The sequence below is a fragment of the Burkholderia sp. AU45251 genome (assembly GCF_030482905.1).
Lineage (GTDB): Bacteria > Pseudomonadota > Gammaproteobacteria > Burkholderiales > Burkholderiaceae > Burkholderia > Burkholderia aenigmatica.
This window is the reverse complement of the sequence record NZ_JAUJQH010000002.1, coordinates 81626-106842: the sequence shown is the minus strand read 5'-3', so window position 1 is coordinate 106842 and position 25217 is coordinate 81626. Positions and strand designations below refer to the sequence as shown.

The 25217-nt window shown below is 68.1% G+C and carries 21 protein-coding genes; 4 read left to right on the top strand and 17 right to left on the bottom strand.

From position 1 onward, the window contains the following. Positions 1–97: 97 nt before the first annotated feature. The 6 genes from QZM67_RS07155 to QZM67_RS07130 all read right to left on the bottom strand — a co-directional run bounded on the left by QZM67_RS07155 (position 98) and on the right by QZM67_RS07130 (position 7708). Positions 98–2236, bottom strand: a complete 2139-nt coding sequence (locus QZM67_RS07155; protein ID WP_301801504.1) for a phosphocholine-specific phospholipase C — start codon at positions 2234–2236, stop codon at positions 98–100. A gap of 37 nt (positions 2237–2273) precedes the next feature. After that, positions 2274–2534, bottom strand: coding sequence for a hypothetical protein (locus tag QZM67_RS07150; protein WP_043184081.1), 261 nt, complete (start codon positions 2532–2534; stop codon positions 2274–2276). 11 nt (positions 2535–2545) lie between these two features. Beyond that, a complete protein-coding gene (locus QZM67_RS07145) occupies positions 2546–4666 on the bottom strand; it encodes a hypothetical protein (protein WP_301801503.1) in 2121 nt (706 codons plus the stop codon). 163 nt (positions 4667–4829) lie between these two features. After that, positions 4830–5999 carry a class C beta-lactamase gene (ampC, locus tag QZM67_RS07140; protein WP_301801502.1) on the bottom strand — a complete coding sequence of 390 codons (1170 nt, stop codon included), beginning with the start codon at positions 5997–5999 and terminating at the stop codon, positions 4830–4832. A gap of 361 nt (positions 6000–6360) precedes the next feature. Next, positions 6361–7173 (bottom strand): alpha/beta fold hydrolase, encoded by an 813-nt coding sequence (locus tag QZM67_RS07135; protein ID WP_301801501.1) that lies wholly within the window; start codon positions 7171–7173, stop codon positions 6361–6363. Positions 7174–7243: 70 nt separating this feature from the next. After that, complete coding sequence (locus QZM67_RS07130) at positions 7244–7708, bottom strand: hypothetical protein (RefSeq protein ID WP_301801500.1); 465 nt, start codon at positions 7706–7708, stop codon at positions 7244–7246. Positions 7709–8111: 403 nt separating this feature from the next. Between QZM67_RS07130 and QZM67_RS07125 the strand changes: the two genes are divergently transcribed. Together QZM67_RS07125 and QZM67_RS07120 are read left to right on the top strand one after the other, a co-directional pair. Then, positions 8112–8246 (top strand): hypothetical protein, encoded by a 135-nt coding sequence (locus QZM67_RS07125; protein WP_006405345.1) that lies wholly within the window; start codon positions 8112–8114, stop codon positions 8244–8246. A 91-nt stretch (positions 8247–8337) separates the two neighbouring features. Next, a complete protein-coding gene (locus tag QZM67_RS07120) occupies positions 8338–9114 on the top strand; it encodes a class I SAM-dependent methyltransferase (RefSeq protein WP_235995735.1) in 777 nt (258 codons plus the stop codon). 401 nt (positions 9115–9515) lie between these two features. On the opposite strand, the gene QZM67_RS07115 is transcribed toward QZM67_RS07120, so the two are convergent. The 8 genes from QZM67_RS07115 to QZM67_RS07080 all read right to left on the bottom strand — a co-directional run bounded on the left by QZM67_RS07115 (position 9516) and on the right by QZM67_RS07080 (position 18294). Further along, positions 9516–10703, bottom strand: a complete 1188-nt coding sequence (locus QZM67_RS07115) for a YncE family protein (RefSeq protein ID WP_301801499.1) — start codon at positions 10701–10703, stop codon at positions 9516–9518. A 127-nt stretch (positions 10704–10830) separates the two neighbouring features. After that, a complete protein-coding gene (locus QZM67_RS07110) occupies positions 10831–12333 on the bottom strand; it encodes a M81 family metallopeptidase (protein WP_301801498.1) in 1503 nt (500 codons plus the stop codon). Next, a complete protein-coding gene (locus tag QZM67_RS07105) occupies positions 12330–13619 on the bottom strand; it encodes a Zn-dependent hydrolase (protein ID WP_301801497.1) in 1290 nt (429 codons plus the stop codon). Before QZM67_RS07105 ends, QZM67_RS07110 begins: the two co-directional genes overlap by 4 nt. A 34-nt stretch (positions 13620–13653) precedes the next feature. After that, entirely contained in the window at positions 13654–14355 is a 702-nt protein-coding gene (locus QZM67_RS07100; RefSeq protein ID WP_301801496.1) for an ABC transporter ATP-binding protein, read from the bottom strand. Continuing rightward, the gene (locus QZM67_RS07095) at positions 14352–15119 is read right to left on the bottom strand and encodes an ABC transporter ATP-binding protein (protein ID WP_175020843.1); all 768 of its coding nucleotides are present in this window, start codon (positions 15117–15119) and stop codon (positions 14352–14354) included. Before QZM67_RS07095 ends, QZM67_RS07100 begins: the two co-directional genes overlap by 4 nt. Further along, entirely contained in the window at positions 15116–16159 is a 1044-nt protein-coding gene (locus QZM67_RS07090; protein ID WP_301801495.1) for a branched-chain amino acid ABC transporter permease, read from the bottom strand. The genes QZM67_RS07095 and QZM67_RS07090 overlap by 4 nt, the downstream gene beginning before the upstream one ends. Then, positions 16156–17016 carry a branched-chain amino acid ABC transporter permease gene (locus QZM67_RS07085; protein WP_089454514.1) on the bottom strand — a complete coding sequence of 287 codons (861 nt, stop codon included), beginning with the start codon at positions 17014–17016 and terminating at the stop codon, positions 16156–16158. The genes QZM67_RS07090 and QZM67_RS07085 overlap by 4 nt, the downstream gene beginning before the upstream one ends. Positions 17017–17085: 69 nt before the next feature. Further along, positions 17086–18294, bottom strand: coding sequence for an ABC transporter substrate-binding protein (locus QZM67_RS07080; RefSeq protein WP_089454515.1), 1209 nt, complete (start codon positions 18292–18294; stop codon positions 17086–17088). 228 nt (positions 18295–18522) lie between these two features. Here QZM67_RS07080 and QZM67_RS07075 point away from each other — a divergent pair, with 228 nt between their 5' ends. Then, entirely contained in the window at positions 18523–19377 is an 855-nt protein-coding gene (locus QZM67_RS07075) for a FadR/GntR family transcriptional regulator (protein ID WP_175020845.1), read from the top strand. A 182-nt stretch (positions 19378–19559) separates the two neighbouring features. Here QZM67_RS07075 and QZM67_RS07070 read toward each other — a convergent pair whose 3' ends face one another. From QZM67_RS07070 to QZM67_RS07060, 3 genes are read right to left on the bottom strand one after another with little or no spacing between them, the layout of a single operon-like run. Further along, complete coding sequence (locus QZM67_RS07070) at positions 19560–20984, bottom strand: aldehyde dehydrogenase family protein (protein WP_301801494.1); 1425 nt, start codon at positions 20982–20984, stop codon at positions 19560–19562. Between the two features lie 30 nt (positions 20985–21014). After that, the gene (locus QZM67_RS07065) at positions 21015–22412 is read right to left on the bottom strand and encodes an aspartate aminotransferase family protein (protein ID WP_175020847.1); all 1398 of its coding nucleotides are present in this window, start codon (positions 22410–22412) and stop codon (positions 21015–21017) included. A gap of 57 nt (positions 22413–22469) precedes the next feature. Beyond that, complete coding sequence (locus QZM67_RS07060) at positions 22470–23861, bottom strand: APC family permease (protein ID WP_301801493.1); 1392 nt, start codon at positions 23859–23861, stop codon at positions 22470–22472. A gap of 251 nt (positions 23862–24112) precedes the next feature. On the opposite strand from QZM67_RS07060, the gene QZM67_RS07055 reads away from it, so the two are divergent. Further along, positions 24113–25207, top strand: a complete 1095-nt coding sequence (locus QZM67_RS07055; protein WP_301801492.1) for an AraC family transcriptional regulator — start codon at positions 24113–24115, stop codon at positions 25205–25207. Positions 25208–25217 lie beyond the last annotated feature (10 nt).

Sequence of the window (25217 nt, the reverse complement as noted above, 5' to 3'; positions counted from 1 at the left end):
CCTCGTCGTCGCGAGGCCGCGCACAAAAAGCCGCCGGTGCGGGTCGGCGCGCCGGCGGCAACCGGTGATGCGACGCCGGCCGTCCGGCCGGCGCCGGTCAGCTGGACACGCCCATCGCCGGATCGCTGATGCTGTCCTTGCCGGTCTCGACCCGGCCCGCGAAGCGGCGCACGAGGCCGTTCTCGGCCGTCAGCGTGAAGTCGTACCAGCCGCTCGACGCGGCGAGCGTCCAGTACGGCTCGACCTGCATGCCGGCCGGCACCGCGTAGCTCCACGGGCCGTCGGTGCGGTACGCGTTCGACGTGACCGTGACCTGGCTCGCCGCGTTGCCGACGTTCATGATCGTCAGGTACACGGCGTCGTTCGCCGGGTCGTAGCACACGCGGATCTCCGGCACCGGCCCGCTCGCCGCCTTCGCGACGTTGCCCTGGAATTCGCGCAGGAAGCCGTTCGGCCCGAGCACCCACAGGTCGTAGTGGCCCGCATCGTCGGCCACCGCGCGCCATGAATCCGACAGCTGCTTGCCCGCCTCGACCGTATAGCGGCGCGGCGCGCGATCGAGATGCAGCTTGTCGTACACATGGAACACCGCGCCGGCCGTGCCGGTATTGCTGAACGTGAGCCACACCAGCCCGCCCGACACGTCGGCGCTCGCGCTCGTGTGCAGCTCGTACGGCAGCGCGCGCGACGGGCGCGTGCCGGCCGGCTGCGCCGGCATCTGCTGCGTACTGACCGACGGCACCGGCACCGCGCCCTGCAGGCTTTGCTGCACGTGCTGCGCATCGGCCGCGGCCTTGGTCGGCGCCGGGAACGACGTCGTCGGGTTGCCGTTCGGGTTCTTGAAGTTGAAGGCCGACGTCAGGTCGCCGCACACCGCGCGACGCCACGGGCTGATGTTCGGCTCCTGCACGCCGAAGCGCTGCTCGATGAAGCGCAGCACCGACGTATGGTCGAACACCTCCGAGTTGACCCAGCCGCCCGTGCTCCACGGCGACACGACGAACATCGGCACGCGCGGGCCGGGCCCGTACGGGCGGCCGTCCGGCGCGAGCGGCGACGAATCGCCGGGCGGGTTCGGCAACGTGAAGTATTCGTACTGCGTCGTGACGGTCGACTTGCCCGCATAGGTGCCGTCCGCATTGCGCGACGGCGCGTTCGGCGGCGGCATGTGATCGAAGAAGCAGTCGTTCTCGTCGTAGTTCACGATGAGCACGGTCTTGCTCCACACGTCCGGGTTCGCGGTCAGCGTGTCGAGCAGGCGCTGCAGGTAGTACGCGCCCTGCCCCGGCGTCGACGCGCCCGGGTGCTCGCAGTACGCGGTCGGCGACACGATCCAGCTCACCTGCGGCATCCGGTTCGCCGCGATGTCGTCGGCGAGCGATTGCAGGAAGCCGCCGTCGGGCATCGTGTTGCCGATCCCCTTGTACAGCGGCGACAGCGCTTCCATCGCCGGCGTGTAGGGCGCGTTCGGCGAGCCCGGCACCGTCTCGTTGACCTTGCGGAACGCCGCGAAGCCCGCGAGCGGGTTGTCGGTGTAGTTGTCCGGCATGTTCTGGTAGACCTTCCAGCTCACGCCGGCCGCCTGCAGGCGCTCCGGGTAGGTCGTCCACGTCAGGCCCGTCTTCGACGAACCGAGGCCGTCCCAGCCGTCGTTGTTCACCACCGCCGTGTTCGAGCCCGTCGGGCCGTTCGTGCCGGTCCACAGGAAGATCCGGTTCGAGTTGGTGCCGCCGTGCAGCGAGCAGTGATATGCATCGCACAGCGTGAATGCGTTCGCCAGCGCGAAGTGGAACGGCAGGTCGGACTGTCGCAGGTAGCCCATCGACGCGTCGCCCTTCGACGCGGGCCACGCGGTCATCCGGCCGTTGTCCCAGGCCGAGTGCGAATCGGTCCACGAGTGCGCGCCGCCGACGAGCAGCGCGTTGCCCTTGGTGCTGTCGAGGTAGAACGGCAGCACCGGGCGCTTGCCGTCGCTCTGCTGCCACACGGGCGTGCCGCCCGGCTGCGGGATCGTCAGGCGATCGCCGAAGCCGCGCACGCCGGGCATCGTGCCGAAGTAATGATCGAACGAGCGGTTTTCCTGCATGAAGATCACGACGTGCTGCACGTCGTTGATCGTGCCGGTCTGGTTGTTGGCCGGAATCGCGAGCGCGCGCCGGATCGCCGGCGGGAACATCGAGAAGGCCGTGCCGGCGGCAGCGGCACGGAGAAACGAACGGCGGTCGATGGAAGTCATGGTCGAGAAGGAAGGTCGTCCCGGAAAGGCGCGCGCGTCACGGCGCGCAGCGCAGCTGCGAGTTCAGCGACGGCGATTGCAGCGCCGCCGTGCCCGATGCAGGGCACGGGCCGGCGCCCGGCGCCACGACGATCGGCACGGGCGCGCTCGCGCCGCCCGCGCCGGCCGGCGCGGCGTTCGCCTTCGCGGCGCTGGCGGCCGTACCGCCCGAATCGTCGCCGCCGCAGCCGGCGACCAGCGCGCTCAGCACGCAGGCGGCGAGCGCCACGCGCACGCGGCGCAGGTTCGTCATGTTCATGTCGGACTCCGTCAGTGAAGGATCGTCGACAGCGGCTTGCCCGAGCCCGCGACCGACTGCAGTTCGGTTTCGGTCACGACGCGGTTCCACATCGCGACGTCGGAGAAGCTCTCCACGTTCGGCTTGACCGTCGTGCACGCGTTGACCGTGTAGCCGCCGCTGTAGTGGCTCGCCGGGTAACCGCACGCGAGCATGTGGTACTGGCCCGTGCCGTCCTCGTTGACGCCGAAGGTCTTCGTGCCGAGGCCCGGCAGCGCGGCCACCGACACCGTGAGCGGCGTGCTCTGCTTCTGCTCGCCGAGCACCGGGTCGAACGTGTAGGCCGTCATCGTCTTGCCGACCGTGTCGATCACGAACGCCGCATACACCCACTGGTTCGCGGTCACGCTCATCGTCTTCAGGTCGTTGCGGGTGGTGCCGTCGCCCGCGTTGTACTGGAGATTGCAGGTGCCCGACGGCGCGCCCGATGCCTGCGGGAACAGCCCGATCGCGATGCCCGCGTTCTTGCCGCTCTGCCAGTTCTTGTTCGCGAACATCGGCGTGCCGAAGCCGACCACGTCGGTACACGGCGTCTTCAGCCACATGCCGATCGTGAACTGCGCCTGCGTCGCGATATCGGCGTTCTGCACGAGCTTGTAGCCGTCGTAGCCATTCGTGTCGACGGTCTGCGTCGTCACCTGCAGCGCCTGCCCGCCGAACGGATCGGCGGTCAGCGAGCCGCCGTTCGCGGCGGCCGAGAACGGGCCCATCGTGCTCGCGTTCAGCGCATCGACGGCCGGCAGCGCGCCGAACGGGTAGTACGACGCAAGGCCGTTCTTCAGCGTCGTCGCCAGCGGCGGCGGCGGGGGCGGCGACGGCACGTACGCGATCCGCGCGATGCTGCCGAGCGGCGCAGCGCCCGCGGTCACCACGTAGTCGAAGCTGTAGGTCCCGGCCGCGGTCAGACCAAGATTGCTGTCGGTATAGGTCGTCGTGCCGGCCGGCAGCGTCGCGATCTGCTGGCCCGCGCGGTATACCGCGATCGCGCCGCTCGCGGGCGCCGCCCACGTCAGCACGACGCTGTGGCCGTCGGTGCTCGCCGCGCCGGCGAGCTGCGACACCGGTTGCGTGCCGATCAGTTCGCCGCCATCCATTTCGTACGCGGACGGCGCGGGCAGCGCGCCGAACTGCGCGAGCACGGTCGGCGCGATGTCCGCGATGCTGGCGCGCGTATGCAGGTCGGCCAGCGACGCCGGTTGCGCGGCGCTGCCCATCCGCCCGTTGTCGGCCTGGTTCATCGCGATGAAAGTCGTCGATTCGGACAGCAACGGCAGGCCGTCGCTGCCGCCGGCCGCATTCAGGCCGTGGCCGCCGGTGACGACAACCAGCCAGTTCTCCTTGTTGCGCTTCGCGGTTTCGGCGACGAGCGCGCCGACGGCCGCGTCGAGCTGCTGCAGCGTGTTCGTATACGCCGATGCACCTAGGCCGTAGTTCAGCGCCGCATCCTGCGCCGAGTGGTACTGCGCGACGACGAGCGAGTAGCCCTGCTGGATCATCGTGGCGCCTTGCTGCGTGACGCAGCTGTCGACCGCCGCGCAGTTCGCGAGCGTGTCGAGGCTGCCCGCGTTGCGCCCGGCGGTCAGCAGCGACGCCAGCGCCGGCGACCCGACGGCCGCGCCGAGCAGGCCCGCGTTCGCGGTCTTCAGCGTATCGAAGGTGGTGGGCGCCTGCAGCGCCTGGTTCGGTGCGTCGGACAGCACCTGGTGACGGTTGCCCCACGCGCCGGTGAGCAGCGTGGCCCAGCTCGGCGTGTCGAGGTTCGGCTGCTGCGACAGCAGGCCGTTGACGCCGCCGCTGTAGGCGGGCGCGATGTGCAGCTTCGCGAGGTTCGGCAGCGTGCCGCCCGCGATGCCGGCCTGCAGTGCCGCATAGGTAACGCCGTCGAGCTCGATCACGAGCGCGCGGTTCGCGACCTGCTGGCCCGGCGGGTTGCCGCCGTTGCCCTTGCCGTTATCGGTGCCGCCGGACCCGCCGGCCGCGTTCGCCGACGCACCGGCTGCACCGCCCGTGCCATCCATGTTGCCGCCGCACGCGCCGAGCGCGCCGACCAAGGTCAGCCCGCACAGCAGCCGCGCGAGAGTGGTCTTCCGCATGTTTCCCCCTGACTGGACTATCCGGACACGCCCGGAGATCTGCCCGGATTCTGATCAGGGGATGCGATGCACGTATTTCGTTTTGCAGAAGCGTGCCGATACTGGTATCAGTTTTTTTGGGGAGAGCCGGCCGTGTGAAACGGCCGGCTCTCCGGCGGAAACGTTACCGCCGGCCGTCGAGCGCCCCGAGAATCCCGTACGCGGCCTTCACGCGATCCTCGTTCGGATAGCTGCGGTTCGCGAGCATCACGATCGCGATCCGCTTCGAGGGGACGAACGCGACATAGGTACTGAAGCCGTTGGTCGAGCCCGTCTTGTTGATCCACGTATCCGCGCTCGGCGCGAGCGGCGGCTCGATCGCGGTGGCCGGTAACCCGCCGCGCAGCATCTTCATCGAGTTGCCTTCGAGCAGCGTCGGCAGCGCGACCGGATACGGATACTGTTCCCAGATCAGGTCCTGCGTCAGCGGCCCCGCGCGGAAATAGCCGGTGTGCGTGCGTTCGAGCGCGCGCTGCAGCCGCGGCGCGGTTTCGATCAGCCCCATGTTCGCCTGCACGAAGCGCAGCAGGTCGGCCGCCGTGGTGCGCACGCCGTAGGCCGGCTGCCACAGCATGCCGCCCGTCATCCGGATCGGCTTGCCGTCCTGCGTATAGCCCTGTGCATAGTCGTCCTGGCGCGCGTCGGGCACGTTGATGTACGTGTGCGTCATCCCGAGCGCGGGAAAGAGCCGCTGCTCCATCAGCACCGAGAAATCCTTGTGCATCGCCTTCGCGGTGAGCCACCCGAGCATCCCGATCGCGACGTTCGAATACGTGCGGTACGTGCCCGGCGCATACGCGGGCCGCCACGCATCGAGATAGCGGATCAGGCCCGCGTCGTCGCGGATGCTGTCGGGCACCTGCAGCGGCATGCCGCCGGGGGTGTGCGTGCCGAGATTGAGCAGCGTCACGACGCCGAACGGCTTGCCCTGCACCGCCGGCAGGTACTTGCCCGCCGGGTCGGCAAGCGACAGTTCGCCGCCCTCCTGCGCGTCGGCCGCAAGCGTCGCGGTCAACGTCTTGCTGACGGAGCCGATCTCGAACAGCGTGTCGCCGGTGACGGGCTTGCCGGTTTGCGTCGACATCACGCCGTAGTCGAACACGTAGGGCTTGCCGTCGGCGACGATGCCGATCGCCATGCCCGGAATCGCGTACTGCTTCATCAGCGGCGCGATGTGGCGGGTCACGGTGTCGTGGAGGTCGTCCTGGGTGGCGGCGGCTGCGTGGCCGGCCGTGGCGGTGACGCACGCGGCGGCGAACACGGTCGCGGCGAAGCCTGTCGCGTTGAATCGCATGGTTGCGGTTCCTTTGATTTCTGATGGTTGCGTGGACAACGGATCCGGTCGCGCCATGCGGAAATCGCAGCGGCCGGCCCGTCGAAACAGGACTATCCACTGCCGGCTCGCCGCCAACAATCGACGATATGTTGCGCGAGCCGAAAGAAAAACTTATGCGACAGGCGAAGCGCCGGAAGACGCTACCGCGAACGCGGCGCGCTCGACGGTATGCCGCGAACACCGGAACACCGTTACACGCGCCGCCACGCGTGCGGCCACAGGCGCGACACGCGCGGGACGTTGCGCTACGAGCGGTACGGTAGAACCCGGTCGCGGCGCACGGGAGCCCCGGCGCCGGCAACACGGCGACTTGAGCGCGTCAGCCCGGTAGCCGGTTGAGGAACGCCAGCAGCGCCGCGTTGAACCGCTCGGGTCGTTGCAGCGGCGCGAAATGGCTCACACCGGGCAGGATCGTCAGCGTCGCGCCCGGAATCGTGCGCGCCAGGTACGCCGCATGCTCGGGCCGGATGAATTCGTCGTGCTCACCCAGCACGATCGTGACCGGCACGGCGATCGCCGCGAGATCCTGCGCGCTGTAATCCGGTTGCGTGCGCATCATTTCGCTGACCGCCGCGACGAAGGCATCGAACTGGTCCGGCGTCGCGGACAGTGCTGCGTAGTCCTTGCGATGCCGCGCAAAGCAACGGTCGAGCAGCGGGCTCGGCACCCTCTCCTTCGTGCCGCCCGGATCCATGTTGCACGCGAAGAAGAACACGCCGGCCGCACGTTCCGGCGCACGATCGGCCAGCACGAGCGCGATGCATGCGCCGTCGCTCCAGCCGACGAAGCGCGCACGGTCGACGTGCAGCGCGTCGAGGACCGCGAGCACGTCCGATGCCATGCGTTCGTAGGAATAGGGTTGATCGTCGCGCGTGCTGCGGCCGTGGCCGCGGCTGTCGATCACGATCGCGCGGTAGCCGGCCGCGAGCAGCGCCGGCACCTGGTTGCCCCAGTTGCCGCTGTGACCGAGGCCGCCGTGCAGCAGCACGACCGGCGGGCCGTGGCCAAACGACGCGTGCCAGATGCGCGCGCCGTCGTGTTCCAGCCATCCGTGCTCGTCGGCCGCGGGCAGCGGCGTGCCGCCGTGCGCGTCGAAGCGGACGAGGTCGTCGTCGTCGAATTCCGCATTCATCGTTCTGCCGTCCTGTCGAGGGAGACGCGCTTGCGATTGTAATGCGTGCGGCCGACGCGGCCGCAACCGGTCAGGCGTGCGTCGACACCAGCCCGCCCGCCGACGAGGCGCCCGATTTCTCGATCACCTGCGCGAGCTGCGAAATCGCGGTCGAAAGCGCCCCCGAGATCGCGCCGGCTTCCGCGCTCAGCGACTGCTGTTCGATCGCCGCGGCCGGATCGTCCTTCGCGCGCTGCGCCGCGCTCGCCATCTGGCGCTCGATCGTGGCCAACTGCTTCTGCAGCCGCTCGATCAACGCTTTCAGTTGGGCAACCGCCGGGTCTTCCGACGACGCGCCCGATGCGCCGAGTTTTTCGCCGGTGGCGCCGGTCGAACCCGGTGCGCCGGTGGTGCCCGTCGTACTCGTCGCGCCATCGGTGGAGGACGCTGCGGCGGGCGCGGCCGACGTCGTCGCCGCGGCGCCCGGCGAAGCGTTCGCACTCGTGCCGCCGTCCGCCAGCGGGGCGCGCGTGGTCGTGGAAAAATCGATCTGCATGGTGTCGGTCCGTGTGTCGGTAAGCGAATCGTGACTGGGGTGGAATTGCCTTCCAACTCGTTTACGGCATTCGTCACACGAAACTTGAGTAGCGGGGCCGAACTGATTTGGCGGAAGATCGCCGTGTTTTAGCGCCGAAAGGGCCAGATTGGCGACATCGCGGCGCTGGTAAAATTGCGGCTTCGCCAGCGGAATCCGCGTGCCGACCGCCTCCGGGCGCGAGCGCGCAACGCCGCCGGTCTCGACTCCCGCCCTGCCGGGCGCGGCACGCCACGCGTGTCGACGCCGCGGTTGCGGCAGCGCGAGTCGCCTTTTCCGTCCGCCTGCGTGCCCCGCTCGCCGATTCGAGCGGCGAACGCCGTGCGGCGCGCGCTCACTTCATCACGCATTCGAGGAACACACGATGGCCCGCATCGGCGCCTTCTGCATCACGACGTGGCTTGCCGCCGCGATTCTCTACTTCGGCCAGCATTCCGTCGCGATGATCGCGTTGAGCGGGGTCGTCGTATTTGGCGGATTCGACCTGCTGCGCCCGTAGGCGCGCACGGTCGCGACAGCTGACGCGACTGTGATAGCCTCTCCCGCACCATCCGTCACGCGCGCCTCGCTGGCGAACAGGAGAAGGGGAGTTGAATCAGCACCTGAATCGCCACCCGTCGGCCATGGCCTGCAAGGTGTGTTCGGCCCGCGCGCCCATCTGCGGCCTGGTCGATTTCTCGCGCAGCGGCGCCGACTTCATGACCGGGAAAAAAGTCGACCCGTATGCGGGAATCCCGATCTACTACCACGCGTGCGAGGAATGCGGCTTCACGTGGGCGCCCGCGTTCGACAGCTGGACGCACGACGATTTCTCGGAGCATGTGTACAACGCCGACTATGCGCGCCACGACCCCGAGTATCTCGAGATCCGTCCGCAACAGCAGGCCGAGCTGATCTGCACCAGTTTTCCGGAAATGCGGGAAGGCCGGATTCTCGATTTCGGCTCGGGGCTGGGCTTGCTGGAACGGAAACTGGCGTCGCGCGGCTTCACGGACGTGACGTCGTACGATCCGTTCTCGCACCCGGCGCCCCCCGAAGGCACGTTCGATACGATCCTGTCGTTCGAAGTGTTCGAGCATCATCCGGCGCCGTTCGACCTCTTCGACCAGATCATGCGTTATCGGAAGCCCGATGGCGCGCTGCTGTTCCAGACCTCGCTGATCACCCAGGACATCATCGATCGCGGCCTCGATCAGTGGTGTTATTGCATCCCGCGCAACGGGCACATCTCGTTTTACACGCCCCAGTCCTTGACGCTGCTTGCCCAACGCCACGGGCTCGAATATGGCGCGTTCAGTCCGTCGCTGCACGTTGTCTTCGATCGCACGGCGACACCGCGCTGGCTCGGCAGATTTCTCAATCCGTAACGGCTTGCCAGCCGTCCTGCATGCGACGAACGCCGCGCGCATGTCGCCCGGCGGTTCACCGGTTCGCTCACGCCTGCGCGGCATCGCGCATACGTCACGGTCAACGTCAGCGTGCCCCGAACGTCGGCATCACCGGATCGGCCGCCAGCGCCCGCTCGTTGAACACGACAGCCCCAGCCAGCAGTTCGGGCAATCGAGCCGCCACCCGCCGACGCACGACACCGGCGCGCGCTCGATTGCCTGTTGTCGTTCTCCCGGATGGTGTCGTCTCGACGGGCGCGCAGGGCGAAACCCTGCGCGGCCCGGTTGCGTTTATCGTGCGCCGGTCTGGCGCATGCGCAGCGCGGTGACTAAACCGCCGGCCGTCATCGGCGTGAACCGAACGAACGCGGTCGTGCGCGTCAGCGCGGCAAGGTCCGCAATGAAGACGGGCCGCCGGTCAGCGCGATCCGCTTGCCCGTATCGCGCAGCTTGCCGCCTTCCACCGCATAGAGCGCCAGTTGCCGTTCGACGTTGAACTGCACGATCACGTGCCGGCTGTCGGCGGTGAACACGATGCCCTGCGCGGCTTCGCCGCCCGGCAGCTCGCTCACCTTCACGGCCTGCCCGTTGCGGATCTCGAACAGCAACACCTTGCCGATCTTGTGGCGGCCCGGATTGTCGGGCGTCAGGTTCGAGCCGTCCATCGCCTGCACCGCGATCCACTTGCCGTTCGGCGAGATCGCGACGCCTTCCGGCAGTGACGGCACCGTCAGGTACTGAACCGTGCGGAACGGCTCGCGCGACACGTCGATCAGCGCGATCGAATCGGCGTCGCCCGCCAGGGTGCCCGTATACCCCGGCAGCCCCGCGAGCCCGACATTGCTGACGACGGCCCAGCGGTTGTCGCTCGACACGTCGATCGTGTAAGGCGCGACGCCGGTGCTCAGGCGCGACCCGCTGTCGGTCACCTTGCCGTCGTCGACGTTCAGCACCGCGACGCCCTGCTCGTCGCGCAGCGACACGAGCGCATGCTTGCCGTCGTGGGTGAAGCTGATCCCGGCCAGCCGCTTCTTGCCGATCTTCAGGCTGCCGTCGAGCGTCACATGCGTGCCGTCGATGCGCAGGATCGACACGCTGCCGTCGACGTTCGCGACGAGCGCGAGCTTGCCCGAGCGGTCGATCGCAATGCCTTGCGGATGCGCGCCGAGCTCGATGCGCGTGACCGCGGGCGGCGCGGTGTCGAGATTCACGACCTGCAGGAACGTGTCGAACATGAGCTGCTTCGCGGCCGTGTCGTAGCGCGTCGGCGCGCCGACGAGCGCGAGCTTCGCGTCGGGCGTGATCGCGACAGCCTGCGGCGGCCCCTGGATGCCGTTCTCGACGTCGACCTGCAGCGCGACCTTCGGCGGGAACGTGCTGGCGTCGAGCAGCGTCAGCGTGTCGGCGGGCGGCGAGGCCAGATAGGTGTCGCGGCCCTCGACGCGCTGGTACTTGCCGTCGTTGCCGGACACGATCCAGTCGGCGGCGTGCGCGGCAACGGCCGTCGTGGCGAGGGTCAGCGCGGCGAGCAGGCGCGCGCTGCGGGGGCGAAAGGGATTCGAAGGCATGGCGGTCGGTTCTCCGGGTCGGTTGCGGACGCAATAGATGGCTCGACCCTGCTGCTCGACGGGTCGATGCCATCGCATGATGCCCGAAAGCCGATAAATCCGGCGTCTCGCGCCCGGTTTGTTTCCGTCAATCCGTCCGTCGCGCGCCAGCCGGCCACTCCCCGACGTCGTCGAGCGGATACACCGGCCGCGCCAGCCGCTCGTAGCGGAACAGCCCGTAGTCCGAGCCCGTCACGCCACGGCTGTCGCATTCGACCAGTGCGGCCGCGATCGGCACGAACACCGGCCGGCAATACATCCGCGATTTCAGCAGCAGGAAGCGCGCGCGGCGCGGATCGACGCCGACGCTCTCGAACACGCCGAGATCCCACGGCTCCTGCGTGCGCTCGGTGATGACCAGCGTGGCCGCGCCGATATCGAGCACGGCCGTGCGGCCCATGTACGCGCGCTGGCCCGTGTAGGTCGGCCCCGTGATCACGTATTCGCCGTCGGTGAGCGCGCGCACGACACCCGTCGCGCGAAACGGCTCGCGCCGCACGCCGCCGTGCGACGGCAGGCGGTTGCCGACCGGCACCGTGACGGTCGCGCCGACACCCGCGTCGATCAGCGCCGCGACGGCTTGCGGGTCGCACAGCGGCCCGCTGACGATGCCGTCGAGCCCGTGCGCGAGCGCGGCCTCGAGCAGGTCCATCGTGTCGCACGGGCCGCCCGACATGCAGTTGTCGCCGTGATCGAGCATCAGCACCGGGCGATCCGCACCGCGCGCAAGCGCCTCGGCCTGCGCAACCGATTCGGCGAGCGGCGCACTCCGATACACGAAGTCGTCGCGCGCGTCCCAGATCTGCCGCGCGATACGCTCGGCCACGGCATCGGCCGCGGCCTGGTCGCCATCGGCCACCACCACCACGCTGATGCACGGCGCGGGAATGTCCGCGAGCGAGAAGCCGGGCAACACCGATACCGCGAGCATCCCGTCGGCCTCGGCCGCACGCGCGGCCTCCACCGCGCGTCGCATCGCGCCTTCCGCGCTTGCGCTGAGCAACGTCGACGTCATCAGCGGCGGCTGCCGCCACGCGAGCACCGGCCGCGCACGGCCGTGAAGCCGGTCGAGCAGCACGCGCGCCGCATGCTCGCCGGTTTCAACCATGTCGACGTGCGGGTAGGTCTTGAAGCTGACGATCACGTCCGCATGATCGATCATCTTCTGCGTGACGTTCGCGTGCAGGTCGAGCGCGACCGCGATCGGTGCGCCGGGCAACGCAGCGCGGACACGCTCGAGCAGATCGCCCTCGCCGTCCGCGCTCTGCTCGGCGACCATCGCGCCGTGCAGGTCGAGCATCACCGCGTCGCAACCCGATGCGGCCGCAACGATCGCGTCGCAGATCGCCGCGTACGCGTCGGCCGCGACCGGCCCGCTCGGGTTCGCGGCCGCCGATACGGGCGTCACGATCTCGGCGCCCTCACGCTCGGCCGCGTCGAGGAACGCGGCCATCGCGGTGCGCATTCCGCGATTCGCGCGATACGCGTCGTCACCCCAGTCGGGGCCGTTGCGGCCGAATGCGGCGAGCGGCGTCGGCACCGGCGAGAACGTGTTGGTCTCGTGATTCATCCGGGCGATCAGGATCTTCATCGCGCACGGCCCTCCGCGATCCCGGCCGCGCCCAGCATCGCCTGCAGCAGCACATTGCAGCCGGCTTCCAGATGCGCAGGATCGGCATCCTCGATCTCGTTGTGGCTGATCCCGTCCTTGCACGGCACGAAGATCATCGCGGTCGGCGCCACGCGCGCAAGATACACGGCGTCGTGGCCGGCACCGCTGATCACATTCATGGACGACAGCCCGAGCGCGTTCGCGCCGGCACGCACCTGCTCGACCAGCGTCGTGTCGAACGGCTGCGGTGGAAAGTACACGACCTGCTCGACGTCGATCCGCATGTCGGCCGATGCGCCCAGGTCGCCACATACCGCACACAGCTCCGCATCCATCGCGGTGAGCGTCGCATCGTCGGCCGCGCGCAGGTCGACGGTCAGCGTCACGCGGCCCGGAATCACGTTGCGCGAATTCGGGTGGACGTCGACCCAGCCGACCGTACCGCGTCCGTGCGGCGGATGCGCGCATGCGATGCCGTTGACCGCGCGCACGAGATCCGCCGCGACCAGCAGCGCATCGCGCCGCAGCGCCATCGGCGTCGGGCCGGCATGCGCCTCCATCCCGTGTACGGTCACGTCATACCAGCGTTGGCCGAGCGCCCCCTCGACCACACCGATCGTCGTGTCATGGGCCTCCAGCACCGGCCCCTGCTCGATATGCGCTTCGAAATACGCGCCGACCGGATGCGCGACGCGCCCCTCGTCCGCACTGCCCGCATAGCCGATCGCGGCCAGCGCGTCGCGCACCGACACGCCGTCGCGGTCGCATTGCGCGAGCGCATGGTCGAGCGTGAACGCGCCCGCGAACACGCCGGAGCCCATCATCACGGGCACGAAACGCGAGCCCTCCTCGTTGGTCCAGACCGCGACCTCCAGCGGCGCCCGCGTGCGCACGCCCGCGTCGTCGAGCGTACGCAGCACTTCGAGGCCCGCGAGCACGCCGTAGTTGCCGTCGAACTTGCCGCCGGTCGGCTGCGTGTCGATATGGCTGCCCGTCGTCACGGGTGGCAGGTCGTCGCGTTCGCCTGCTCGCCGCGCGAAGATGTTGCCGATCGCGTCGACACGCACCGTGCAGCCGATGTCCTTCGCCCACGCGGTGAACAGGTCGCGCGCCTCGCGATCGAGTTCGGTGAGCGCGAGGCGGCACACGCCCCCTTTGTCGGTCGCGCCGATCCGCGCGAGACGCATCAGGCTGTCCCACAGCCGCGCGCCGTCGACGCGCAAGCCGGACGCCGCGACGCCCGATGTCGAATCCAGAACTTGCATCGATGGAATTCCTCGCAATGAAAGGGTGCGGCGCTTACGCGACGCCGACGCCCAGATAACGGTCCTTGACCTCGTGATCGGCCATGAACGCCGCGTTGCTGCCTTCGTAGACGATCACGCCCTGCTCGATCACGAAGTGGCGATCCGCCAGCTGCGTGCACACCTCGAGGTTCTGTTCGACGAGCAGGATCGCGACGCCAGCCGCCTTGATCCGCTTCAGCTGCTCGACGATCTCCTCGACGATCACCGGCGCCAGCCCTTCTACCGGCTCGTCGAGCATCAGCAGCCGCGGATGGTTCATCAGCGCGCGGCCGATCGCGAGCATCTGCTGCTCGCCGCCCGACAACTGCGCGCCGCCGTTGCGGCGGCGTTCCTTCAGGCGCGGAAAGATCCGGTAGATGTCGTCGAGCTGCCACGGCGAATCGCGGCGTGCGCCGAGCCGCAGGTTCTCCTCGACCGACAGCAGCCGGAAAATCCCGCGATGTTCGGGCACGAAGCACAGGCCGCGCGCGGCGATCCGATGCATGGGCTGCCCGGCGACCTCGCGGCCCAGGAACTTCACCGAGCCGCCGGTCGGCGCGACCGCGCCCGCGATCGTCTTCAGCGTCGTCGACTTGCCCGCACCGTTGCGGCCGAGCAGCGTCACCGTCTCGCCGTCGTTCACGTTCAGGGAGACGCCCTGCAGCACATGGCTCTTGCCGTAATGGGCATGGACTTCCGTGATGTCGAGCATCATGCGCGGCCTCCCGTGATCATGTTGCCGAGATAGGCGGTACGGACACGCTCGTCGCCGCGAATCGCGTCGGGCTTGCCTTCGACCAGCACGCGGCCCTGCTGCATCACCGTAATCGTGTCGGAGATGTCCATCACGATCCCCATGTTGTGCTCGATCAGCACGACCGTGTAGTCGCTGCGCAATCCGCGGATCAGCTCCTTCATGTCGTCGAGATCGTCGATCCCCATGCCGGATGTCGGTTCGTCGAGAAAAATCGCGCGCGGCCGCGCCGCCAACGCCATCCCGACCTCGAGCCGGCGCTGCTGGCCGTGCGACAGCGCGGCGGTCACCGTGTCTGCAAAGCGCTGCAGGCCGAGCCGCTCGAGGACGTCGTCGACGATGCCGTCGTGCGCAAGCGCACCGCGCGGCGGCGTCCACGGGTTCAGCGCGCGTCGCGCGTCGACGCCCTGCGCGGCAACGCGCAGGTTCTCGCGCACACTCAGGTTCGGGAACAGGCTCGTCACCTGGAACGAACGCGCGATGCCGCGCCGTACGCGCCTGAAATCGGGTTCGCGCGTGACGTCGTGGCCATCGAACACGATCGAGCCGGAGGTGATCGGCAGCGTGCCCGTCAGCGTATGGAACAGCGTCGTCTTGCCCGCGCCGTTCGGGCCGATCACCGAATGCACGGTGCGCGGCATGATCCGCAGATCGACGCCGCCGAGCGCCGTGAATTTGCCGTAGCGCTTGACGACGCCGCGCGCCTCGAGAATCGCTTCGCTCATGCCTGCTCCCTGGTCGTAGCCGTCGTGCGTTCGGTGCGCCGCAGCGATGCGATGGCGCGTTCGCCGAGTCCCCACAATCCGCGCTGCAGGAACAGGCTGACCGCGATCAGCACGAGTCCGAGCAGCAGCAGCCAGCGCGGCCAGAGCGTCGACAGCCAGTCCGCGAACAGCACGTAGAACGCGGCGCCGAGCACCGACGCGAACAGGTTGCCCGTGCCGCCGATCACCGTCATCACGAGGATCATCTCGCTCGTGTGATAGTCGATGTTCGATAGCGGCGCGATGCCGGTCATCAGCGCATGCAGCGCGCCCGCGAGCCCCGTCACCGCGCCCGAGATCACGAACGCCGCGAGCTTGAAGCGCTTCACGTCGTAGCCCGCCGCCGCCGCGCGCGCCTCGTTGTCGCGGATCGCGAGCAGCGTGCGGCCGAACACCGAACGCGACACGCGCAGCAGCAGCCAGAACACCGCGACGAACAGCACCGCGACGAAGCCGTAATAGCGCCACGGCGAATCGAGCACGATGAGCGGATGCCCGAAAGCGGACAACGCGGGGCGCGGGATATCGAGCAGCCCGTTGTCGCCGCCGGTGACATCCGGCGTCGTATAGGCGAGGAAATAGAACAGTTGCCCGAACGCCAGCGTCAGCATCACGAAATAAGTGCCGCGCTGCCGGATCGAGAACCAGCCGACGAGCGCGGCCGCCACCGCGCCGAGCCCGGTGGCCGCGAGCAGCGCGACGCTCACCGACGCGCCGCCATGCGTGAGCACGAGGCCCGCCGCATAGCTCCCGAGCCCGAAGAAGATCCCCTGCCCGAACGACAGGAGCCCCGTCATCCCAAGCAGCAGGTTGCAGCCGAGCGCGGCGAGCGCGAACACGAGCACTTCGGTGGCGAGCGAACCCGAGCTCAGCACGATCGGCAAGAGGCATGCGACGGCCACGGCCAGCCAGGCTTCCGGCCGTTGCAGCACGGCGCGCCAGGACTGCGCCCGCCGCGAGGCCGCGGCGCCGGGCGGCAGCGATTTGGACGATTGAATCATGCGGCCCTCCCCAGCAAACCGTTCGGACGCAGCAGCAGCACGGCCGCCATCGCGACATAGATCATCAGCCGTGCCCCTTCCGGCCACAGCGTGCTCATCAGGCTCTGCACGATGCCGACCAGCAGCCCGCCGACGAGCGCCCCGAGAAAATTCCCCATCCCGCCGACGACGACCACGACGAACGCCACACCGAGCGCCTCGATGCCCATGAACGGATCGACGCCCCGGATCGGGGCGGCGAGCACGCCCGCGAGCGCGGCCGTCGCCGCGCCGAGCGCGAACACGAGGCTGAATACGCGCGTCACGTTGATGCCCAGCAGCGACACCATCTCCGACGATTCGCTGCCCGCACGCACCGTGCTGCCGAGCCGTGTGCCTTCGAGCACCCACCACAGCAGCGCCGCGAGCACGGCCGTGAAGCCGATCACGAACAACCGGTATTTCGGGTAGACGAAGCCGCCCCAGATCACGACGCCGTTCAGCGCGTCGGGCGGCGGCACGTTGTCGCCGAGCGGGCCCCATGCGAGGATCGCGCACTCCTGCAGCACGAGTGCAAGCCCGACTGTCGCGAGGATGTGGAATTCGTGCTGCTGCGCGTAGACGTGACGCAGCACGAGCTTTTCGACGCCCCACGCGAACGCGCCGACGACGAGCGGCACGACCGCGAGCGCAACCCAGAAATTCGCCGACCATTGCAGCGCCTGGTAGCAGAGATACGCACCGAGCAGGTAGAACGCGCCGTGAGCGAAGTTCACGAAGCGCAGCAGGCCGAACACGATCGAAAGGCCGACGGCGAGCAGGAAATACAGCATGCCCACGCCGATGCCATTGACGATCTGCAGCAGATAGACGTTCATGGCTTCCGTGTCAGAAAGGAAGGTAACGGATGTCCGCGGCGCACGACTGCCGCGGACGCACGCATTGCGTCACGCGAGCTTGCAACTCGTCTTGTCGAGCGGCAGGAACGACTGGCCCGAGCTGACGATGTCCGCGTAGTCGTCCGCATGTTTCATGCGGCTCTTCGGCTTGCCCTTCAGCAGGTAGTAGTTCTTCAGCACCTGGTGGTCGCCCTTGCGGATTTCCTCCGGGCCCGTGAGGCCGTCGTACTTCATGCCTTCCATCGCCGCGACGACCTTCTTCGGATCGGCGCTGCCGGCCTTCACCATCGCGTCGACCAGGATCTTCGAGCAGATATACGAACCCGCGAGGCTGTAGTTCGGGTTCGCCTTGAACGCGGCGTTCGTGCGCTTCACCAGATCGCGATTCAGCGGCGAATCGATGCCGTGCCAGTACTGCGCACCGAAATACACGCCGTCGCAGATGTCGGGCCCGAGCGCCTCGAACTGCTCGAGGCCCGAGGCCCACGCAAGCAGGATCGTGCAGTTGCGCTTCATCCCGAAGCTCACGGCCTGACGCAGCGTGTCCGACGATTGCGAGCCGAAGTTCAGGATCAGCAGCACGTCAGGCTGCGCGGCCGCCGCGTTCGTCAGGTAGCCGCTGAACTCCTTCTCGGCGAGCGAGTGGTAGCTGTTGCCGACATGCTCGATGCCCTTCTCCTTGAAGATCGCCTTCGCGGCCGACAGCAGGCCGTCGCCGAACACGTATTGCGGCGTGATCGTGTACCAGCGCTTCGCCTTCGGCAGCATCTGCGTCAACGGGCGCACCGTCTGCTCGATCGCGCCGAAGGTCGGCACCGACCAGCGGAACGTCGCGGCGTTGCAATCCTTGCCGGTGATCTCGTCCGCGCCGGCCGTCGTGATGAACACGCCGCCCGCCTTCTGGACTTCCTTGCCCATCGCAAGCGATTCGGACGACAGGATGCCGCCCGCGAAGAAGCGCACGCCTTTCTGCTGGGCGATCTCCTGCACGCGCCGCACGGCGGTCGCGGGCTTGCCCTCGGTGTCGAGCGCCGTGTAGGCGAGCGGCGCGCCGAGCACCTTGCCGTATTGCTGGACCACGAGCTGCATGCCGAGATCGGCGTACTTGCCGTTGGCGGCGAACGGCCCCGACATCGGCACCGGGCACGCCAGCTGGATGGATGAACCTTGTGCGAACGCGGCGCGGGACGACAAGCTGCCGAGCGCGCCCGGCACGGCCGACAACGCGGCCAGTTTCAACAGTTCTCGGCGATTCAAGTTGACGCTCCTCATAAAGGGGGACACACGCAATGCGACCGACTGCCAAACCGTGCCCACGCCCTGCAGGATGCGCGCCGCCGGTTGATCCTATTTATCATGATAAATAGAATGAACCTGATGCTAGAGTTGATCAAAATTGCTGTCAATCAGGCAAAATTCCGTACTCGCGCCGGAACGGATCGTCGACGATGACGCGGCGCGCAGTCAGACAAAGGAGTCGTGAAGATGGTCATGGACCGAGCCAGGGCGGGCCTCGCGGTCGAAATCAAGCAGCCGAAGCGGGCCGACCTCGTCGCCGAGGAGATCAAGCGGCTGATCACCGAGAAGGACCTGAAGCCGGGCGACCGCCTGCCGCGCGAAGCCGAGCTGCAGCAGCTCTATGCGGTGAGCAAGAGCACGATCCGCGAGGCGCTGAAGTCACTCGAGGTGCAGGGGCTCATCAAGGTCACGACGGGGCCGTCGGGCGGCGGGATGGTTGTCGAGGTGCCGCTCGACCGCACGCTGCAGCTCTTGCAGAACTACCTGTTTTTCAAGGACGTGACGATCGACGACATCTACACCGTGCGCAAGCTGCTCGAACCCGAGCTGGCGGCCGGTGCCGTGCCGCACCTGACCGAGCGCGACTTCGCGGCGCTGGAGGCGAACATCGCGTGCTGCGACGGCGCGTCGGGCGTGCACGACCGCGGCCACATGCTGCGCCAGCGGCAGGAGGACACGACGTTCCACGACATCCTCGCGGCCGCGAATCCGAACCCGTTCCTGCGATACAACTGCGAGCTGATCAACGAGATGATCCGCCAGCTGATCGAATTCCGGAACGACACGCCGCTCGTCGAGCACAAGCGCTTCGGCGAAGCGAACGTCGCGATCCACAAGGCGATCCTGCAGGCCGCGCGCGAGCGCGACGCCGAGCGCGTCCGGGCGCTGATGGTCGAGCACATGACCGAGGCGCCCAAGCATGTGAAGCGGATGAAAGGCAAGCTGCGCGGGCGGTTGATCCTCGATTCCGAGATCCGCAGGCGGCCCGCCGTTTCCGTTGCGGGACCCAATGCGGCCGCAACGGATTCCGACGAGGACTGAGGGTCGGCACGCGCGGCATCGGCTCGCCGCTGCAGGCTGCGCGGCGGCCTGAATGCCTCAACCGCGCGGTGTTCGGCCTTAACGCCCCGGGTCGTCAAGGCCGAACGCCGCGAGCGGCATCCGCAACGGCACATGCGCGTCGCGCGTCACCCGGGGCGACCAGAACCGTCAGTGCGTGTCGCTCACGCGTACCCCGTCGTGCCCTTCGTCTCCAGGTACTCGACAAGGCCGAACTCCGCGTACTCGCGGCCGTTTCCCGAACGTTTGTAGCCGCCGAATGGTGCGGCCGGATTCCACGGCGGGTAGTTGATGTGGACATTGCCGACCCGCAACCGTGCCGCCACCCTGCGCGCCTGCTCGAGATCCTTCGACTGCACGTAGGCCGCGAGCCCGTAGACCGAATCGTTCGCGAGCGCGACGGCCTCGTCCTCGGTGCGGTAGGTCATGATCGCGAGCACCGGCCCGAAGATTTCCTCGCGCGCGATCGTCATGTCCGGCGTGACGTTCGAAAACACCGTGGGCCGCACGTAGAAGCCGTCGCCGAGCCCGTCCGGCCGCCCGGGGCCGCCCGCGACGAGCGTCGCGCCTTCTTCGATCCCGAGCCGGATGAAGTGCTGGATGCGGTCGAACTGCGTGCGGCTGACCACTGGCCCGATGCCGGTTTCCGTCGAACGCGGATCGCCGACGACGGTGCGCTCCGCCTCCCGGCGCGCGGCCTGCTCGGCCAGCGCCAGATGGTCCGCATGCACGAGCATGCGGGTCGGCGCATTGCACGACTGGCCGCTGTTGCTGAAACAGCTGCGCACGCCGCGCGTGACCGCATCCTCGATATCGGCGTCGGGCAGGATCAGGTTCGGGCTCTTGCTGCCGAGTTCCTGGTGCACGCGCTTCACGGTATCGGCGGCCGCCTTCGCGACCTCGACACCCGCGCGCGTCGACCCCGTGAACGACACCATATCGACCTCCGGATGCCGCGACAGCGCGTCGCCTACTTCATGCCCGTAGCCGTGCACGAGGTTGAACACGCCGGGCGGTACGCCCGCTTCGTGCAGGATCTCCGCGAACAGGATCGCGCTGAACGGCGCGATCTCGCTCGGCTTGAGCACCATCGTGCAGCCGGCCGCAAGCGCCGGCGCGACCTTGCACACGATCTGGTTGATCGGCCAGTTCCACGGCGTGATCAGCGCGCACACGCCGATCGGCTCGTGCGACACCAGCAGCGAATCGGTCTGCGTGGTGAAGCGGAACGACTGCAACGCGCGGATCGTCTGTTCGAGATGCGCGGTGCCAACCGCGGCCTGCGCCGCACGCGCAAAGGCGATCGGCGCGCCCATCTCCTGGCTGATCGTCTGCGCGACCTCCTCGTAGCGCCGCTGGTAGATCTCGAGCACGCGCCGCAGCAACGCGACGCGCTCGTCCACCGGCCAGCGCGAATACGTGTCGAAGGCCCGCTTCGCCGCGCCCACCGCGTGGTCGACGTCGGCCGCACCGCCGATCCTGAGCTGCGCATACGGCCGCGCCGTGCTCGGGTCGATCACGTCGATCGGCTTCGCATCGGCCGGATCGAGCCACTGGCCGTCGATATAGGACTGTTGTGACGTTCGCATCGAATGCTCCTGAAATGAGGGACGTCGCGCTCAGCGCGTCGCCCGCGCATAGGTGTCGACGAGGATGTCGCGGATCTGCGCGACGAACCACACGATCTCGTCGCGCGACATCACGAGCGGCGGCGAGAACTGCACGATCGGCGTGCCTTCGTGATCGACGCCCGCGCGGCACAGCAGCCCCGCGTCGAAGATCGCGGGCGCGAGCAGCGTCGACACGAACGCCTGTGCGCTGATGCCGGCCGCCCAGCGGCGCGCGGCCTTGTCGGTCACGAGTTCGAGCGAGTAGTGATAGCCATCGCCGCGCACGTCGCCGACGCACGGCAGTTCGAGCAGCTCATCGAGCGTCTCGCGGAATACCGCTTCGTTGCTGCGGACGTTCTCGAGCACGCCTTCGCGCTCCATGATCGCGAGGTTCGCGAGCGCGGCCGTGCACGCGACCGGGTGGCCGCCATAGGTCGCGCCGTGCAGGAACATCTGCTGCGGCCCGTCGAGCACCGTGTCGACGACCGTGTCGCTCGCGATTACACCGCCGAGCGGCACGTAGCCCGACGCGATGCCTTTCGCGAACGTGATGATGTCCGGCTTCAGCCCGTAGCGCGCGGAGCCGAAATATTCGCCGAGCCGGCCGAATCCGCAGATCACCTCGTCCGCGACGAGCAGCACGCCGTGCCGGTCGCAGATGTCGCGCAGCCCGGCCGCGTAGCCGGCCGGCGGCGTCAGGCTGCCGCCCGCGTTCTGCAGCGGCTCGACGACGATCGCGGCGACGGTATCCGGCCCTTCCTGCACGATCAGCGATTCGATCTCGTCGAGCAGATGGCGCGTGAACTGCGCTTCGGTCTCGCCCACCGGGCGGCCGTAGCGCTTCGTGTTGCCCACGTGCCGCACGCCCGACATCAGCGGTTCGAAATGCTTGCGGAAGTTCGTCATCCCGTTCAGCGCGAGCGCGCCGAACGACGTGCCGTGATACGCGACGCGCCGCGCGATGAACTTGCGCCGCTGCGGCTCGCCGCGCGACTGGTGATACTGGCGCACCAGCTTGATCGCCGATTCGTTCGACTCCGAGCCGCTCGACGTGAAGAACACGCGGTTCAGCCCTTCCGGTGCGAGCGCCGCGAGCTTGTGCGCGAGCCGGATCGCCGGTTCGTGGCCATAGCCCCAGTTGGTCGCGAACGGCAGCCGCACCATCTGCTCGCGGATCGCGTCACCGATTTCCGCGCCGTGGCTGTAGCCGACCTGCACGCAGTACAGCCCGGCCAGCCCGTCGAAGTAGCGCTTGCCGTTGCGGTCGACGAGCCAGCAGCCTTCGCCGCGGTCGAACACGGTCAGCGCGTGGTCGCGATACGCATCGGCGTGCGTGAAATGCATCAGCAGGTGGCGTTTGCCGAGGGCCTGCAGGTCCGCATCGAGATTGACGTCAACAGCGTTCATGGATGATTCCTCCTTCAGGGTTTCAGAACCGGCGGCCGGCAGTCGGCCACCGGTCATTCAATTCATCGACAGCGTCGGCGCCGGGCGCGTGAAGCCGCGCGTCAGCCACACGAGCTGGCACAGTCCGAGCACGAGCCAGCCGGTGCCGACGTAGAACGTCTGGCGCGACAGGCCCGACCACAGCCACACGTTCATCGCGAAGCCGATTGCCGGCATCGCGCCGAACGTGACCCAGCCCGCGAAGCGGCGATGCTCGGGGCGGCACAGATAGCTGCGCATCACGCACAGGTTCACGACCGCGAACGCGACGAGCGCACCGAAGCTGATCATCGTCGACGCGAGATCGAGCGTGATGAACAGCGCGGACAGCGACACGATGCCGACCGCGAGCGTCGCGCGCACCGGCGTGCGCAGCCGCGCATGCAGGTGGCCGAAGATGCGTTCGGGCAGCACCCGGTCGCGGCCCATCGCGAACAGCACGCGCGTCACGCTCGCCTGCCCGGCCATCGCGCTCGCGAAACAGCCGGCCACGTACACCGCGACGAAGAACGCCGACAGCGTGCCGCCGCCGATACTCCGCATCAGCTCGAGGCTGGCCGAATCGAGATCCTTGAATGCGTGCCAGTCCGGAAACACCACTTGCCCGACGTAGGCGACCAGCATGAACAGCACGCCGCTCGCCAGCGTGCAGAGCAGGATCGCGCGCGGCACCGTGCACTTCGGCTCGCGCGTTTCCTCCGACAGCGTGGTGACCGCATCGAAACCGAGGAACGACAGGCACAGGATCGCGGAGCCGGCGAAGATCGCACGCGCATCGCCCGACGACGGCAGCGCGACGGCCATCGACAGCCCTTCGCCCGACGCGACCCGCGCCGAAGCGATGAAGAAGATCGCGATGAACACGAGCTGGCTCGCGATCAGGATCAGGTTCACGCGATTGACGAGCCGGATGCCGACGATGTTCAGCCCGGTGATCAGCGCGATGCTCCCGACGATCCACACGCTGGCCGGCACGCCAGGGAATATTTGCTTCATGTAGATGCCGATCGCGAGGTAGCTGATCATCGGGATGAACAGGTAGTCCATCAGCAACGCCCAGCCGACCATGAAGCCGGCCGACGTGCCGAAGTTGCGGCTCGCGAACGTATAGGCCGACCCGGCGCTCGGCATCAGCCGCGCCATGTGCCCATAGCTGCGCGCGGTGAACAGCATCGCGACCAGCGTGACCGCATACGCGGCCGTCAGATGCCCGTTCGTCTCGCTCGTGACGATCCCGTAGGTCGTGAACACCGTCATCGGCAGCATGTACGCGAGGCCGAAGATCACCAGCGTCGCGAGTCCGAGCAAGTGCGGCTTGCGGCGTTCGTCCCCATCGCTGCGAATCGCGTGCGTCCCGAAGTCATGCGTCGCGGCGGCCGATGCGTATCGACCAGGGCTGTCGTTGTCCATGCTGTCCTCACGTGGGTGGCGTTCACGGCTCCAACACTCGTTCGCCCGGCATGGCCGGCGGCGCACGACTGGCAGAAAGTGTGGTGCGCCAAAAAATCGACCACGAATGAGAAAAGCGGACGTAATAAGGGGATATTTCCGGACACATCGCCGCGCGTGGCGGCGGCACGGCTTGCATGGTGCGGCGCCGCACTGGCGTTTTGCGGACATTCCGGCTATGTTCTACGCGACCCAGTCGCCCCGTCAGCACCATGGACAGCCGTTCTCATCGAAACCAGAGCCGGGCCGAGCGCAGCCTGCGTTCGTCGCTCGGCCTCGCGCGCCCGGCCGGCCGCCAGGAGGACATTCCCGCCACCGTCCACGCGATCGCGGTCGCGCTGGACGAGTGCCGCGTGCGGCATATCGACGGTGCCGCGCTGCTCGAAGGCACGGGGCTCGGCGCGGACGAAGTCGCGTCGCCGAACCTGCACGTGAATCGCGGCCAGGAGCAGCGCTGCTTCCACAACCTGCTGCAGCGCAGCGGCGTGCCGTCGATCGGGCTGTCGATCGGCGCGCGGTTGCACGTGTCGACGCTCGGCCTCGCCGGCTACGCGATGCTGATCAGCGGCTCGGTGATGCAGGCATTCCGGTGCATGGGCCAGTTTCCGCTGTTCATGGGGCTGTATTTCGATGTGCGTATCGATGCGCACGCGAACGGCATGAGCGTGACGATCAGCCGCTACAACGGCGAGCCCGATCTCGAGGTGTTCCAGGTCGACATGTGCCTGTCGAGCCTGCGCCTGATCGTGTCCGATCTCGTCGGCAAGCCGGTCTGGCCCGCACAGGTGCAGCTCGCGCGCCGCACGCCGCGCAATGCGGCCGACTACGCGCGCCACTTCGGCTGCAAGGTCGCATTCAATGCGGGCGACAACCGCCTCGTGTTCACGTCGGTGAACGGCACGGAGATGCCGCTGCTCGCGAACGAAGTCAGCTTCAATGCGTTGCACGGCCAGTGCGAGGCGCTCGAACGGCAGTGGGCCGCGTCGGTCGGCACGCGTTTCGCCGATCGCGCAAAGGAGCTGATGGCGCGCGACCTCACGCGTTTCAAGTCAATGACGTCGCTCGCGAACGCACTGCACCTGACGGAGCGCACGCTGCGCAGGCGGCTCGACAAGGACGGCCTCACGTTCCAGACACTGCTCGACGACGTGCGCCGCGACGAGGCGCAGCGGATGCTCGACGACCCTGAGCTGACGGTCGCAACGATTGCGGAACGTCTCGGCTACAGCGAGCCGCGCAGCTTCCGTCATGCGTATCGACGCTGGACCGGCAGGACGCCGCGCGCCGATCCGGACGTCATCGAATAGGCCGGACGCG

What these genes read in the sequence shown, in the direction of transcription:
- QZM67_RS07155 (WP_301801504.1), bottom strand. Translation starts at nt 2,236, where the DNA reads ATGACTTCCATCGACCGCCGTTCGTTTCTCCGTGCCGCTGCCGCCGGC.
- QZM67_RS07150 (WP_043184081.1), bottom strand. Translation starts at nt 2,534, where the DNA reads ATGAACATGACGAACCTGCGCCGCGTGCGCGTGGCGCTCGCCGCCTGC.
- QZM67_RS07145 (WP_301801503.1), bottom strand. Translation starts at nt 4,666, where the DNA reads ATGCGGAAGACCACTCTCGCGCGGCTGCTGTGCGGGCTGACCTTGGTC.
- ampC (WP_301801502.1), bottom strand. Translation starts at nt 5,999, where the DNA reads ATGCGATTCAACGCGACAGGCTTCGCCGCGACCGTGTTCGCCGCCGCG.
- QZM67_RS07135 (WP_301801501.1), bottom strand. Translation starts at nt 7,173, where the DNA reads ATGAATGCGGAATTCGACGACGACGACCTCGTCCGCTTCGACGCGCAC.
- QZM67_RS07130 (WP_301801500.1), bottom strand. Translation starts at nt 7,708, where the DNA reads ATGCAGATCGATTTTTCCACGACCACGCGCGCCCCGCTGGCGGACGGC.
- QZM67_RS07125 (WP_006405345.1), top strand. Translation starts at nt 8,112, where the DNA reads ATGGCCCGCATCGGCGCCTTCTGCATCACGACGTGGCTTGCCGCCGCG.
- QZM67_RS07115 (WP_301801499.1), bottom strand. Translation starts at nt 10,703, where the DNA reads ATGCCTTCGAATCCCTTTCGCCCCCGCAGCGCGCGCCTGCTCGCCGCG.
- QZM67_RS07110 (WP_301801498.1), bottom strand. Translation starts at nt 12,333, where the DNA reads ATGAAGATCCTGATCGCCCGGATGAATCACGAGACCAACACGTTCTCG.
- QZM67_RS07105 (WP_301801497.1), bottom strand. Translation starts at nt 13,619, where the DNA reads ATGCAAGTTCTGGATTCGACATCGGGCGTCGCGGCGTCCGGCTTGCGC.
- QZM67_RS07100 (WP_301801496.1), bottom strand. Translation starts at nt 14,355, where the DNA reads ATGATGCTCGACATCACGGAAGTCCATGCCCATTACGGCAAGAGCCAT.
- QZM67_RS07095 (WP_175020843.1), bottom strand. Translation starts at nt 15,119, where the DNA reads ATGAGCGAAGCGATTCTCGAGGCGCGCGGCGTCGTCAAGCGCTACGGC.
- QZM67_RS07090 (WP_301801495.1), bottom strand. Translation starts at nt 16,159, where the DNA reads ATGATTCAATCGTCCAAATCGCTGCCGCCCGGCGCCGCGGCCTCGCGG.
- QZM67_RS07085 (WP_089454514.1), bottom strand. Translation starts at nt 17,016, where the DNA reads ATGAACGTCTATCTGCTGCAGATCGTCAATGGCATCGGCGTGGGCATG.
- QZM67_RS07075 (WP_175020845.1), top strand. Translation starts at nt 18,523, where the DNA reads ATGGTCATGGACCGAGCCAGGGCGGGCCTCGCGGTCGAAATCAAGCAG.
- QZM67_RS07070 (WP_301801494.1), bottom strand. Translation starts at nt 20,984, where the DNA reads ATGCGAACGTCACAACAGTCCTATATCGACGGCCAGTGGCTCGATCCG.
- QZM67_RS07065 (WP_175020847.1), bottom strand. Translation starts at nt 22,412, where the DNA reads ATGAACGCTGTTGACGTCAATCTCGATGCGGACCTGCAGGCCCTCGGC.
- QZM67_RS07060 (WP_301801493.1), bottom strand. Translation starts at nt 23,861, where the DNA reads ATGGACAACGACAGCCCTGGTCGATACGCATCGGCCGCCGCGACGCAT.
- QZM67_RS07055 (WP_301801492.1), top strand. Translation starts at nt 24,113, where the DNA reads ATGGACAGCCGTTCTCATCGAAACCAGAGCCGGGCCGAGCGCAGCCTG.